Here is a 14,026-nt window from a genome sequence, read left to right as displayed (position 1 = left end):
GGCCGCAACTCCGCGCGTGCGAGACACGCGTTCCGAGGCGAGCGAACAGCGCCGGCGCCGCCGGGTCTGGTCGTACCTGGTCCTGGTCGGCCTCGCCGTGTTCTTCCTCTTCCCGCTGGTCTTCATGTTCGTCTCCAGCCTGAAGCCGGACGGCCAGATCCTCTCCGACATCAGCGGTTGGCGCGCGTTCCTGCCGGTCGGCGACGTCGGTCTGGACAACTACGGCGCGGTCTTCGACCGGGTACCGGTCGGACGCTTCCTGCTCAACTCGCTGCTGGTCACCGTCGCGATCGTCGGCCTCGGACTGGTCGTCAACTCCATGGCGGGCTTCGCCCTCTCCCGCCTGCGCTGGCGCGGCCGCGGCCTGGTCCTCGGCGTCGTCATCGCCACCCTCATCGTCCCCTTCGAGACGATCGCCGTGCCGCTGGTCTACTGGGTCGCCCACCTGCCGACCCTGCTCTTCCAGGACGGCGCGCTGGTCTACGACATCGGCTGGCTCAACAGCTACCAGGTGCAGATCATCCCGTTCGTCGCGAACGCCTTCTCCATCTTCCTGTTCAGCCAGTACTTCTCCACCATCCCCACCTCGCTGGACGAGGCCGCCCGCATCGACGGCGCCGGCTGGTTCACCATCTACCGCCGCATCGTGGTCCCACTGTCAGGACCGGCCTTCGCGACCGTGGCGATCCTCACCTTCCTGCCCGCGTGGAACCAGTACCTCTGGCCGACGATGGTCGTGCAGGACGAGAAGCTGCGCCCCGTCATGGTCGGTATGCAGTACTTCTTCCAGGACAACCCGGCCTGGGGCGAGATCATGGCCTACACCTCCATGATCACGCTGCCCGTGCTGGTGGTCTTCCTCGCCTTCCAGCGCGCCTTCGTCAGCAGCGTCGCCGCCAGCGGCGTCAAGGGCTGACCACCGCCGCCACCGCGCGCCCCCGTACACCAAGCCCCGCCGGGCTCCTCACGCCTGCCCTGAAAGGCCCTCATGTTCACGCTGCCCGACTCCTGGGTCTGGGACTTCTGGTTCGCCGACGACGGCGAGCAGCACCACCTGTTCTTCCTGTACGCGTCCCGAGCCCTGCACGACCCCGAGGCCCGCCACTACCGCGCCGCCATCGGCCACGCCGTCTCCACCGACCTGCGCACCTGGACCCGCGTCCCCGACGCCCTGGTCCGCGCGGACGCCCCCGCCTTCGACGACCTCGCCACCTGGACCGGCTCGGTCGCCCGCCACCCCGACGGCACCTGGTTCCTGTTCTACACCGGCGCCACCCGGGCCCCCGAGGGCCGGAACATCCAGCGCATCGGCTACGCCACCTCGACCGACCTGACCGCCTGGCACAAGGCCGGCGCCAACCCCGTCCTCGGCGCGGACCCCGCCTGGTACGAGACCCTCGACTCCGGCCGGTGGCACGACGAGGCGTTCCGCGACCCCTGGGTCTTCGCCGACCCCGGCGGCGACGGCTGGCACATGCTGATCACCGCCCGGGCCGCCGAAGGGCCGGCCTTCGAACGCGGAGTCGTCGGCCACGCCGTCTCCCCCGACCTGCGCGAGTGGCACCTGCGGCCGCCGCTGACCGCACCCGCCGTACGCGGCTTCGGGCAGCTCGAGGTCGTCCAGACCGAGATCGTCGACGGCCGGCCGGTACTGCTCTTCTCCTGCCTCGCCGAGCACGCCTCCGACCTGCGCCGGGCGGGCGGCACCCGGGGCGGCATCTGGGCCGCCCCCGCCGAGAGCCTGCTCGGACCGTTCGACATCGACGCGGCCGAGCAGGTGACCGACGACCGTTACTACAGCGGCAAGCTCGTCCGCCGCCGGGACGGCCGCTGGGTGCTCATGGGCTTCCACCACACCGGCCCCGACGGGACCTTCACGGGTGGAGTCAGCGACCCCATGCCGGTCCGCTGGGACGGTCACCGGATGACGTTCGAGGCGGAGCCGGCCGGGGCCGGCGCCCTGTCCGCGCAGGTCCCCCTGCCTCGCTGACGGTACGACAGCTCCTCCCCCACCCACAGAAGTCCAGGAGCCGACCATGACCTCCCGACTGCGGTTCTCCCTCACCGCCCTGCTCGCTCTCGCCCTGACCGCGCTCGGCGTCGCCGCCCCCGGCCCGGCCGCCCCTCAGGCCGCCCGGGCGGCCGACAGCTACCGCGACGTGTACCACTTCACCGTGCCCGACCACTGGAAGAACGACCCGCAGCGGCCGGTCTACGTCGACGGCGCCTTCCACTACTACTACCTCTACAACGCCGACTACGACCAGGCCGTCGGAACCGCCTGGCGCCTCGCCACCACCACCGACAACGTCGCCTTCCACGACCAGGGCGTCGCCGCCCCGAAGAAGACCAACGCCAACTACGACCTGTGGTCCGGCTCGGCGGTCGTCGACACGGACAACACCGCCGGGTTCGGCGCCGGCGCGATCGTCGTCCTGACCACCCAGATGGACCACCCCACGCCCGCCCAGATCGTCGACGCGTCCGGCCCGCAGGCCCAGTTCCTCTGGTACTCCACCGACGGCGGCCGCAACTTCCGCCCCTACGGCGACACCCCGGTGCTGGCCAACGGCGGCCGCAAGGACTTCCGCGACCCCAAGGTGGTCCGGGACGCCCCCCGCAACCGCTGGGTCGCGCTCCTCGCCGAGGGCGACCGGATCGGGTTCTACACCTCCCCCGACCTCAAGAGCTGGACCTGGGCCTCCAGTTACGTCGACAACACGCTGGGCACCCTCGAATGCCCCGACCTGTTCCAGCTCACGGCCGACGACGGCACCACCCACTGGGTCATGGGCGCCAGCGCCAACGGTTACCTCACCGGCGCCCCCAACACCTACGCCTACTGGACCGGCACCTTCGACGGCACCGCCTTCACCCCCGACACCGCCACCCCGCAGTGGCTCGACCACGGTCTCGACTGGTACGGCGGCGTCACCTGGGAGGACCCCACCGCCCCGCTCGACCGCCGCTACGCGATGGCCTGGATGAACAACTGGTCCTACCCGTACAACACTCCCACCTGGGCCTCCGACGGCTTCAACGGCACCGACTCCATCACCCGCCAGATCACCCTCAAGCACTACGGCGACGGCTACGCCCTGGCCTCCCGGCCCGTACCCGCGCTCGACAACCACGCCACCAGAGTCACCTCGCTCGGCACGATCCAGGTCAACGGCCAGACCCCGCTCGACTACCACGGCACCGCCTACCAACTGGACGCCGACGTCAGCTGGAGCACCCTCGACAACCTCGGCGTCCAACTGCGCGTCTCCGCCGACGGCGCCCGCCACGTCGACGCCGGAATCAACCACGACTACAGCTACCTGAACCGGCGTCAGACCGGAAACCCCGACCCGTCCGGCCGGCGCGAGGAGACCCACGCACCGTACGACCCGGCGAAGACCCAGGCGCACCTGCGGATCCTGGTCGACCGCACCACCGTCGAGTACTTCCTCGACGACGGCCGCTACGTCCACTCGAGCCTGGCGTTCCCCGACCCCGCCGACAACGGCGTCAACCTGTTCACCAGCGGCGGCGGCGCCACCTTCGCCAACGTCACCGTCACCGAGTTCGCCAACCTCGCCCAGCGCCCGGCCAGGATCCTCGCCGACTTCGAGGGCAGCACGTACGGAACCGGCTGGACCACCACCGGCGGCCTCACCGGCACCGGACCGACCCCTGCGAGCCTCCCGGGCCAGGTCGGCGCCGCCGTCCTCGACACCTACGCCGGCACCGACTCCGCCACCGGCACCATCACCTCGCCCGCCTTCACCATCGACCGCAACACCCTGCACCTCCTGGTCGCCGGCGGCCACCATCCGCTCGGGCAGCCCGGCGCCGCCGCCGTCAGCCTCCTCGTCGACGGGCAGCCCGTACGCACCGCCACCGGCGACGACACCGGCACCCTGAAACCCGTCACCTGGGACCTCGGCCAGTGGCAGGGCCGCAGCGCGCAGCTGCGGATCCTCGACGACGCGACCGGCAGCTGGGGACACCTGATGCTCGATCAGGTGACCCTGAGCGACTGACAACCCGGCGAACACGCCTGACGAACACACGAGTTCACGACGCAAGGAGCAGCCCCGCACCATGGCAGAGCCCGACACCAGAGGCGTCGAATTCCTCGTCATCGGCGAGTGCGTCGCGGACGTGGTCCGCGCCCCTGGCCGACCCGACCGCGCCCACCCGGGCGGCAGCCCCGCCAACGTCGCCTACGGCCTGGCCAGGCTGGGGCACCGGACCACGCTCCTCACCCAGCTCGGGCAGGATCCGATGGGCGACCTGATCCGGGCGCACCTCGGTTCGGCGGGGGTGTCGGTCCTGACGGACGATCAGGAACCACCCACTCCGACCGCGATCGTCACCATCGACGAACGAGGCAGCGCCGCCTACGAGTTCGCCGTCGAATGGAGCCTGCAACAGACTGCCGTTCCGTCGGCGCGGTACGTCCATCTGGGCTCGCTCGCCTCGGTACTGGAGCCGGGCGCCGACACTGCCCGCCGCCTGCTGCGCGAACTGCGCCGCTCGGGAGCGACGGTCTCCTACGACCCCAACATCCGTCCGGCGCTGTTCGGCGAACGGGCAGGCGGCATCGCCGCGGTGGAGGAGTGCGTGGCGCTCAGCCACGTCGTCAAGGCCAGCGACGAGGACCTGGCGTGGCTGTATCCCGGGGTTCCGGTCCGCGAGAGCGCCGCCCGCTGGCTGACCCTCGGCCCGCACGTGGTCGTCGTCACCTGCGGCGGCGAGGGCGCGTTTGCGCTCACCCCCGAAGGCGAGTTCCGCACCGAGGCCGCACCGGCCGAGGTCGTCGACACGGTGGGCGCCGGGGACTCGTTCATGTCGGCTCTGCTGGCCACCCTCACGGGACGTGAGTCGGACGCCCAGGCGGTACCCGCCGCCCTGCGGGCCGCGGCTGCCGCAGCCGCCATCACCGTCTCCCGCGCCGGCGCCAACCCGCCGACGGCCGCCGAACTGACCGCCGTCCTCCGCTCCTGAAGCCTGGGCCTCAATACAACACAGGGCCCGGTCCACCCGTCAGGTGGGCCGGGCCCTGCTTGTTTCAGTGCCCGCCGTGGATCAACTCGACCGTGAAGCCGTGGTCGGTGGCGACGGACGGCGTTCTGACCGTGGTCACTCCGGTCGCGGCGTCGAAGTACCAGCCGGACGCGGCCGAGTCGAGCGCGGCGGCCGAGCCCAGCTGCGGCAGCGGACCGCCCTCGGTAACCACCCGGCGCGGGGCCCGCTCGCCGTGCACGGTGAACCGGTAGGCCCGGCTGCTCGGCCTGTCGGCGTAACTCCCCACGCTGGCACCGACCTTGACGACGGTCACGGCACCGTTCGCGTGCACGTCCACCCGCTGGGTGGCCGAGGCGCCCTGGGTGAACTGCCGGGTGACGCCGTCGTCCTCGTACAGGGTGTAGGTGGAGTCCCCCTGCGGGTAGAGGTCGTAGTCGAGTTCGGTCCGGTCCCGGTTCTCCCAGGAGAGCGTGCCCTTGGGCCACATCGGGACGATCGAGCCACTCTTGACGAACAGCGGCAGGGTGTCCAGCGGGGCCGAGTAGCCGTTGATCGTGGTCGGGCCCTGGTAGGTGCGCCCGGTCCAGTAGTCGGTCCAGGTGCCCTTGGGCAGGTAGATGCCGTCGCGCACCGCGGTGTCCGAGTAGACCGGCGCGACCAGGAAGTCCGGCCCGGCCAGGAACTCGTATTTGGCGTTCGGCCCGAGGGCCGCCGGGTCGTCCGGGTACTCCAGCGCGAGCGGCCGCACGGCACCGACGCCGGTCGTGGTGGCCTCGGCCGACAGGGTGTACATGTACGGCAGCAGCCGCTCCTTCAGCTGCAGGTACTTGCGGTTGATCGAGGTGTACGGCTCGCCGTCCAGCCAGGGCTGCTGGTCGCGCGGCTGCTTGGTGGCGACGTCCTTCGCCCAGCCGTCCATCGTCATGATGGCCGGCAGGAAGGCCTTCCACTGCAGGTCGCGGGCGTACATCTTCGGGTCGTGCCGGTAGATGCTGCCGACGTCACCGGTGTTGTACGCGATGCCGGACATGGTCGCGCCCGCGTAGGTGGGGATCTGCCAGCGGATGTAGTCCCACGACAGGCTCTGGTCACCGCTCCAGAGCACACCGCAGCGCTGCGCGCCGGCCCAGGAGACCGGCAGCCAGACGAAACCCCGGGCGTCGCTGTTGTCCTCGATGCCCGCCTTGGCCTGGTCGCAGGCGTTCAGCGCGAAGTCGTAGCCGTTGCCGACCCAGGCCACGTCGAGCTTGCGCACCCGGACCCCGGCCTTGACCTCCTCGGCCTGGTTGGGCAGGCCGTTCTGGGTCCACAGCCCGAGTTGGGCATGGTCCTTCCGCAGGCCCTCTCCGGTCGTCGCCAAGTCCTCGTAGCCGCAGCCGTAGCCGTCGTTGACCAGCATCCAGCCGAGCGGCATCTGGTTCTGGACATAGCCGTCGGCGATCTTCACTGCGTCCGTGGTGTGCCGCTCGCCGCGGTTGGCGTTGTGCAGGTAGCAGTCGGAGTCGCCCGGTTCCAGGCCGTAGACGGGCGGCATGAACGGCTTGCCGACCAGCGCGGTGTACTTGCCGATCACCGACTTCACGTCACCGGTGAAGTAGTAGGCGTCGAGCCGCCGTTCCTGCTGCCCCGTGCGCACCGGCGAACCGAAGTCGTAGCTGCCCGGCGCGAAGGTGTTGCGGAAGACGCCGTAGCCGGCGCTGGAGACGTAGAACGGCTGGGAGTTGTTGTAGCCACCCTCGTTCCAGTCGAAGCTGTTGGCGACGTGGATGGTCCGGTCGCGGTGCGAGAAGCTGCCGTTCTGCTCGCCGCCGCCGAAGAACTGCTCGTCGGCGCCGCGCAGCAGGCTCTGCCGCATCCCGCTGGTGCTCCAGCGCAGCGGGGCGTCCTCCTGCCAGACCGCAGTGCGGTCGTCCGCCCGGTACAGGCCGAACCGCAACGGGTGCTTGTAGACCCGCAGGACCAGATCCTTGGAGCGGATGCCGTAGTACTCCCCCGCGTCGAACGAGCTGGTGTCGACCTGGAGTTCGGGCTGCTTGCGGATGATGGTGCTGCCGGCCGGGTCGGTGAGGACGCCGTCCGGGGCCGCCCGCAGGCGCAGCTGGTCGTCGGCGAGGAAGTCGACCTTGGCCGTCAGGGTGCCCGCCGTGATGTCGTAGCTGCCCCTCGAACCGCTGAAGGCGGTCAGGTCGCCCGCGTCAGCCGTCTGCGGCAGATAGGCCCGGCCGGTATAGGAGTTGTCGTGCACGTCGTAGGGGACGACCACGACGTGGTACGTGCCCGAGGCCTTGGGGATCACGGTCGACTCGGGGTCGGCGGTGCCCGCGCTCTGGGCGACCTCCTTGCCGTTCGCGTCGTAGATGTAGAGGTCGAAGTCGTCGGTGGGGGTCTGCCACTGGATGGAGAGCGGGACGCCGCCCTCCGGGTTGTCGTCCCAGTACCCGGTCGGCACGTCGACGGTCAGGTCGAAGCGGTCGCAGACCGCGTTTCCCGGGTCCTGTGCGGCCGGTGGGCAGTCGGCGGCGCCGCCGAAGGTGCCCTTGGAGTAGCGGGGACTCTGCCAGGTCGCGTCCTGGTGGCCCAGGTCGAGGACGGCGGAGCCGGGGGTCGCCGCCCGGGCCGGAACGGTCGGCCCGGCCAGGGTGGCGAGGAAGGTCGCGACCGCGGCGAGTGCGGTCCAGCGGAGGTGATGTCGAAGTAAGCGCACGGCGCGTTTCTCCCGTCGACTGAGCAACAGTTGTCTGCTGCTGCGCAAAACTGCTCGAAACGGCGGAGTTGCGAAGCAAGATTCACAGCGACGGGGGTACATGTCAATGGCAGTCACGCTACTGACGGAATGTCAGAATTGAGCGGATCGAGGCACCGGCTACCGGGCCGGGTCGCGGCGGTACAGCCAGGCGGCTCCCGTGAGGAAGACAGTCGCCCAGGCCGCGAGGTTGGCCAGCGCCCCGCCGGCCGGCCCGCCGGTGAGCGGGAGGCGGGCGAGCTGGCCGACCCCGTAGCCGGGGGTGAACTCGGCGAACGAGCGCACCGACTCCGGCAGGTAGGGCAGCGGCACGAACAGGCCGCCGCACAGGGCCAGCAGCGCCAGCGCGGGGCCGATGAACTGCATGACGTTCTCCGAGGGCAGCACGAATCCCGCGAAGAGACCGAGGGAGGCGAAGACCGAGGAGCCGAGCCAGGCGATCAGACCGGAGAGCAGCCAGACCCGCAGCGGGGCCCGCACCCCGGAAGCCGCGCCGAGGGTGAACTCCACGACCACCGACAGCAGTCCGAGCAGCATCGCGGTCAGTACCTTGATCGCGAGGTGGGCGAGCGGGAGCAGCGGCGTGATGCGCAGTTGCCTGGTCCAGCCGAGGCTGCGCTCGACCGCGACGGCGGCGCCGCAGGAGGTGGCGGCGAGCATCGAGCCGTAGACCGCCATGTTGACCATGGTGAGCGGGCGCACCCCAGTCCCGGCGGCGTCCTGGCCGGCCTGCGGCAGGCCGACGGAGAGGAAGAACAGCGCGGGCATCGCCAGGGCGAAGACCAGGGTGCGCCGGTTGCGCAGTACCCGCCGCACCTCCAGCCGCAGGGCCACGGTGTTGAATCCGCCGTACGGCGGGCGGGCGGGGGCCGTGGCGGTGGCGGTGGTCATCCGCGCTCCTCGGGGTCGGGCTCGGTGGCACCGTCGGGCGGCCGGGAGGAGTCGCGGCCGGTCAGCGCCACGAAGGCCGACTCCAGGGTGGCGTTGATCTCCAGGTCGCGGGCGGCGGTGTGGTTCAGCAGATGGCGGGCGACCCGGTCGGAGTCGCGGGTGCGCAGCAGTACCGAATCGCCGTACGCCTCCGCGGAGTCCACGCCGGGCAGGGCGCGGACGGCCGCCGGCGAGGCTCCGGGCCAGTGCGCCCGGATCTGGCGGCCGGTCGCCATGTTCTTGATCTTCGCCGCCGGCCCGTCGGCCACCACGACGCCTTCCCGTACGACGACGATCCGGTCGGCGTGCGCGTCGGCCTCGTCGAGGTAGTGGGTGGCGAACAGTACGGCTCGGCCGTGCTCCGCATCGCGGCGGACCGCCTGCCAGAAGTCCTGCCGGGCCTCGACGTCCATGCCGGTGGTCGGCTCGTCGAGGACCAGCAGTTGCGGCTCAGGGAGCAGGGCCAGGGCGAAGCGGAGCCGCTGCTGCTCGCCGCCGGAGCACTTGCCAACCCGTCGTCCGGCGATCGGCGTCAGCCCGGCCACCTCCATCACCTGGCCGACCGGTCTGGCCGCCGGGTACACGGAGGCGACGTAGCGGACGGTCTCGGCGACCGTGAAGTCGCGCAGCAGGCCGCCGCTCTGCAGGACGGCGGCCACCAGGCCGTGCCGGACCGCGTCCACGGGTGGGCGGCCGCAGACCCGTACGGTGCCCGAGTCGGGGCCGGCCAGGCCCAGCAGCAGGTCGATGGTGGTGGACTTGCCCGCGCCGTTCGGTCCGAGGAAGGCGACCACCTCGCCGGTTTCCACCCGCAGGTTCAGGCCGTTGACCGCCGTGACCTCGCCGAAGTGCTTGTGTACGTCGACGAGTTCGATCACCTGACGTTGTGTCAAGACGCACCGCCGTGCTGCTGGAAGAGGTCCAGCAGGATCGCGGCCATCATGCCTTCGCGGCCCGCGCCGACGCCCAGCCGGTTCTGGGTCATGTGGAGCTGGGAGCCGAGGATCCGGCCGGCGCCGGGAACGCCGTGGGACTCGGTCCACAGCTCGGCGGCCGGCCGGAGCCTGGTCGTCCAGGCACTCCAGCGGGACGGGGCTCCGTCGGCCAGGGCGGCCAGCGCCCCCGCGCTCGCTCGCAGCCGGTCGGCCTGCTCGGCGACGCCACGGGCGAAGCGTTCGGCGGCCTCCCCCTGGCCCTGCCGGCCGGACCACTCCGTCCAGCCGTCCCGTACCGCGCTCAGCAGCACCAGCCGGCGGCCGGGCCAGGCCGACAGGGTCGCGGCCATCGCCTCCAACCCGTCCGCGACGCTGCGGCCGTGTCCCGGACGTGCCCGGCAGGCGCGCAGTGCCACCACGCTGGAAGCGTGGAACAGCTCCTCGCTCAGCGCCATCTGTTCGGGCCCGCCGTAGCGCCGGAACTCTGGCTCGTAGAGCGCCGGGTGGACACCGGGCGGCAGCAACTCGCCGAGGTCGAGTGCGCGGCCGCCCTCGCCGAGGTCGGCGAGCGGCTGTGCGGCCTGCCGGTACGAGTCGGCGGTGATCCGGTCCTCCGGCGGCAGCGCGGCGTTGACGGCGTCCGTCCGGGCGGTCAGCTCTGCGGTGATCCGGGTGGCCGTCGGATCGTCCAGGTCGGCGATCCGCAGGCGCAGGTGCGGACCGCCCTGCCAGTAGCGGAGGAAGAACCAGGGCCGGGGCGGATCGCCCTCGCCCTGACCGGTCGCGTGCTCCTCGATCACCGGAACCACGGCCCGGAGCAGCAGGGTCTCCAGTGCGGCGGGCTGCAGGGAGTCCGCGTGCAGGTGCCAACTGCGCCAGCGGCCAAGGGCGTTGGGTGTACTCATGTGCGCAGATCCAGCATCGGTTCGGTGAAGCGGGAGGTCCCGCAGACGGTCATGAACACCGGGGTCTCCTCGCGGGGTAGGCCGAGCAGGGGCTGCACGTGGTACTCGACGAAGGAGCGCGCCGGGCGGGCGACCAGTCCGTTCGCGGCCGCCGCCAGGCAGAGGCCGTGCACGCTCCAGCCCAGGCAGAGCTGGAGCAGGCCGAGGGCCGAGGGGCCGAAGTCGTCGAGCAGCGCGTCGACGTCGACGGAGTGGACCCAGACCATCGCCGCGTGGCGCATCCCGGAGTCGGTGTTCGGCGAGGGTTGCTGGGCGAATCCGGGCTGGAGCGCGGCCATGATCTTGGGCCGGACCGGACCGGGCGTCAGTTCCCTGCCCTCGACCCGGTGGACGCCGGTCGGCAGCCCGCCGACCCGTTGCAGGGCCACGGTCAGCCGGACCCGGCCGGCGACCTCGGCTAGCAGGCGGTCCGGCGGGGGCCGGTCGGCCCAGGCCAGCAGATCGGCGAGGCAGTCGGCGGAGACCTCGGCGGGCCGCAGGGCGAAGCCGTACAACCGGTCCGGCATCCGGCCGGCGGTGCGGTTCCACAGCACCTCCGCCCAGTCGGTGCCGCCGGCCGGGCCGCCCTCGGGCAGCCCACGGGCCGGGGGCGGCGGATCGGCCGGCAGGCCGTGGCGCTGGGCACTGACGGCGGCCATGTCCCCGACTGACGGATCGTCACTCTCCAGCAAGGGGTCGCGGCTGTCCGGCGCGCTCCCGGCCGGGCTGGGCAGCGTCGTGCTCGGGCCGAGCGGGCCGACGCCGCCGAGCCGGACGGCCAGTGGGGCGGACCAGGTGCCAGGCCCGGCCGACCGGACCACGGCCTCGGCCTCCGCGCTGCTCGCGCCGTCCAGGGCGAGCCGGGCCTCCACCCCGAACAGGTCCGCCGCCACGCACAACGACCTCAGGTTGACCCCGAGTTCGACCTCGGTGACGGCGTACCGCATCCGGCCGTAGGCGGCGGGCAGGTCGCTGTAGCGGGCGGCCAGCAGCACCGTCGTCCCGTCCCCCGGCACTGCGGTCACTCCCCCGGGCGGCGTCACGTCCACCAGCGCGTGCCGGTACACGTCGAGATAGCGGACCGCCGATCCCTGGGCGAGGAAGGCGTGCACCGGGAACTTCGCCCGCCCGGAGGCGACCGAACGGTGGTCGGCATAGCGGTGCGAGGGCTCGCGGCGCTGCAGGCCGAAGGCAGTGGTCAGCAGGTGCCCGAGTCGGTCGCGCGGAGCCGGCACCCCCACGGTCCCGGGCCCGCAGGGTCCGGGGTACGGGGTGGCGGCCAGCAGCTCGTGGGTGCCGAGCCGAAGCGGCACGCCGGTGGCCGAGCGGGCCCACCTGGGCGGCAGGGCGCTGGTGGTCGGGGACCTGTCGTCCACCAGGTGCTGCTCGCCGAGGTGGGCCTTGCCTGGACCCTGCCGGAAGGCGAAGCGGCGGACGTCGTCCGAGGTCGGAGCACCGGGACGGGTGACTGCGGATGCGTTCACGGGAAGGGCCGCGTTCACGGGAAGGGGTGAGGGTCGAGGGGCAGGTCGGCCGGATCCACGTCGAGCCGCGAGAGCAGCCGGTCGAGGCCGGACAGGCGTTGGTGTGCCTGGCCGAAGCACATCGGCAGGATGCCGGGCACCACGCACTTGACCACCGACATGCCGAGCGCGGAATGGTCGGGGGTGGACTGGTCGACGGCCAGCACGGTGCCTAGCCCGGCCGCCCGGTAGAGGTCGAGGACGTACTCCAGCGCGCCGGTCACGTCACCGCCGGCCGCGCGGATCAGCGGCTGCGGCCAGTCGCCGAAGGCGTCCGCCAGCGGGAGCACCGGTCCGCCGAGTACCCGCTCGACCCGGGGAAGCAGTTCGGGGAAGGCGTAGCGGCGCCAGTGGTGCGCCAACTCCTCGACCTGCCAAGGGTCGTCGATCAACGGCTCCAGCGGCTTCGGGTCCCAGTTGAGCCCGCCCGTCACCAGCTGGGCCAGCTCCCACAGCGCCGAGCGCACCGCCTGCTCGGGGTCGGGGTGGCAGCCCGCCGTACTGAAGCTGGCCGGCAGACCACCGTCGCGCCGCACCGCGAGCGCCCAGACCGCGGGCACCGGGATGTCGGCGGTGGCGACGAGCAGGTGGACGTCGTAGCCGCGCTTCTCGACCAGCCTGAGCAGCAGCCGCGACTGGCGGTCCCGGACGGTGGCCGGATCGACGGCGGGCAGCGGGCGGGCGAGGTGCCAGGCCTGCAGGAAGGCGTCCCGTTCGGCGAGTTCGAGCAGCGAGTGCAGAGCTGCCTCCTCGAAACCGCCGCCGAGGGCGCAGCCGCTGGAGGATTCCAGGAAGGAGCCGCGCCGGCTCTCCCCCTCCGCCGCCCTGATCCGGTAGCCGTATCGGTAGAAGCCGATCTCGGCCGGGACCAGGCGGGGTTCGCCGCCGGTCAGCGACCGGGCCCACACCCAGTCCAGCGGGACGTCCTCGGTGTACCGCCGCACCTTGCTCGACGGGGAGGCGAGTTGGCGGTCGGTGTAGCCGCCGAGGGTCGCCGGGTCGAGCGCGAGACCGCCGAGCTCACGGTGGGTCACGTCGGGGACGATGGTCGCCGCGTGCGGGTAGCCCGCCTGCCGCTCCATCGCCTCGAACATGCCGATCGCCTCGGCCTCGCGGAACCGCACCCCCCGGCCGAGACCGGACGGCGTCCCGGCCAGCACGTCGACCTCGCTCATCGGGAAACTGCCCGACGAGAAGCGGCTGATCCGCACCACCGGGCCGAAGCGGGGATCCGCGAACGCGGCCCGCATCCGGCCCGGGTCCATGTCGAAGGGCGCCGAACTCTGCCGGGTCGGCACCTCGGCCGTGGTCGAACGCGGCACCGGCCGTGGCAACGCCGGCGGCCCGTCAGCGGCCGTCGCCAGCAGCGGCGGGCCGCCACCGCACAGGCGACACCGGAAGGTACGCATCACCCGGTGCCGGGTGACCCGCCCGGTCCGCGAGACGATCACCAGCTCACCCGGGGCGGGCGCGGCCTCCGCGGTGAGCACCGCACCGACCACCGTCTCCAGCCACGGCGACACGGGGACCGCCCGACCGGGGGCGGGGGTGCGCGCGTCGGGTTCGCTCCGGTGGGCGGCCAGTCGCTCGCGTTCGCGCCGGTCGCTCTCGGGGCGCTGCTCGGAGTCCCAGCGGCGGTAGGTGTCGGCGGCGGCGGCACAGCCTGGGCAGGCCTGGTGGCCGTCCGGGGTCCAGCGTGGTCCGATCTGAATCTCGGCGGCGCCGATCCGGACGGACAGCAGGTCCTGGCCTGCCGTACGGGCGGCGGCCATCGCACGGCGTTCCCAGTCCAGGTCCAGCTCGCCGTGGGCGGTCAGCAGGCAACCGTCCAGTTCCTCGGCCCAGGTCCGCCAGTCCCAGGAGCTCGGCGCGCCGGGGCCGATCCGGCGCCTGGCCGCCGACGGCTGTTCGGGGGCGTCTGTCACAGTGGTGTCC

The 14,026-nt window shown here is 72.2% G+C and carries 10 protein-coding genes; 4 read left to right on the top strand and 6 right to left on the bottom strand.

Annotated elements, in window-relative coordinates; all coding sequences use genetic code 11:
* Window positions 1–16 precede the first annotated feature (16 nt).
* The 4 genes from ACXJMZ_RS17865 (at window position 17) to ACXJMZ_RS17850 (ending at window position 4,995) form a co-directional block, all read left to right on the top strand.
* Window positions 17–916 (top strand): carbohydrate ABC transporter permease, encoded by a 900-nt coding sequence (locus ACXJMZ_RS17865; protein WP_457031038.1) that lies wholly within the window; start codon window positions 17–19, stop codon window positions 914–916.
* Between the two features lie 72 nt (window positions 917–988).
* Window positions 989–1,990 (top strand): glycosyl hydrolase family 32, encoded by a 1,002-nt coding sequence (locus tag ACXJMZ_RS17860; RefSeq protein ID WP_457031037.1) that lies wholly within the window; start codon window positions 989–991, stop codon window positions 1,988–1,990.
* A 46-nt stretch (window positions 1,991–2,036) separates the two neighbouring features.
* Entirely contained in the window at window positions 2,037–4,028 is a 1,992-nt protein-coding gene (locus tag ACXJMZ_RS17855; RefSeq protein WP_457031036.1) for a glycoside hydrolase family 32 protein, read from the top strand.
* Between the two features lie 61 nt (window positions 4,029–4,089).
* Complete coding sequence (locus tag ACXJMZ_RS17850; protein WP_457031035.1) at window positions 4,090–4,995, top strand: carbohydrate kinase family protein; 906 nt, start codon at window positions 4,090–4,092, stop codon at window positions 4,993–4,995.
* A 64-nt stretch (window positions 4,996–5,059) separates the two neighbouring features.
* Here the strand turns inward: ACXJMZ_RS17850 and ACXJMZ_RS17845 are convergent, their stop codons facing one another.
* From ACXJMZ_RS17845 to ACXJMZ_RS17820, 6 genes are all read right to left on the bottom strand, one after another.
* On the bottom strand, window positions 5,060–7,720 hold the full coding sequence (locus ACXJMZ_RS17845; RefSeq protein WP_457031034.1) for a TIM-barrel domain-containing protein: 2,661 nt from the start codon (window positions 7,718–7,720) through the stop codon (window positions 5,060–5,062).
* Between the two features lie 159 nt (window positions 7,721–7,879).
* Window positions 7,880–8,650, bottom strand: coding sequence for an ABC transporter permease (locus ACXJMZ_RS17840; protein ID WP_457031033.1), 771 nt, complete (start codon window positions 8,648–8,650; stop codon window positions 7,880–7,882).
* On the bottom strand, window positions 8,647–9,567 hold the full coding sequence (locus ACXJMZ_RS17835) for an ABC transporter ATP-binding protein (protein ID WP_457031032.1): 921 nt from the start codon (window positions 9,565–9,567) through the stop codon (window positions 8,647–8,649). Before ACXJMZ_RS17835 ends, ACXJMZ_RS17840 begins: the two co-directional genes overlap by 4 nt.
* A gap of 11 nt (window positions 9,568–9,578) precedes the next feature.
* Window positions 9,579–10,529, bottom strand: coding sequence for a thiopeptide-type bacteriocin biosynthesis protein (locus ACXJMZ_RS17830; protein ID WP_457031031.1), 951 nt, complete (start codon window positions 10,527–10,529; stop codon window positions 9,579–9,581).
* On the bottom strand, window positions 10,526–12,052 hold the full coding sequence (locus ACXJMZ_RS17825) for a hypothetical protein (protein WP_457031030.1): 1,527 nt from the start codon (window positions 12,050–12,052) through the stop codon (window positions 10,526–10,528). The genes ACXJMZ_RS17830 and ACXJMZ_RS17825 overlap by 4 nt, the downstream gene beginning before the upstream one ends.
* 14 nt (window positions 12,053–12,066) lie before the next feature.
* Window positions 12,067–14,016: a YcaO-like family protein gene (locus tag ACXJMZ_RS17820; protein WP_457031029.1), complete on the bottom strand. Its 1,950-nt coding sequence runs from the start codon at window positions 14,014–14,016 to the stop codon at window positions 12,067–12,069.
* Between the last annotated feature and the right edge of the window lie 10 nt (window positions 14,017–14,026).

Source organism: Kitasatospora sp. P5_F3 (genome assembly GCF_054049135.1).
The sequence above is the reverse complement of the archived record's forward strand: the minus strand, read 5'-3'. Positions and strand labels throughout refer to the sequence as shown.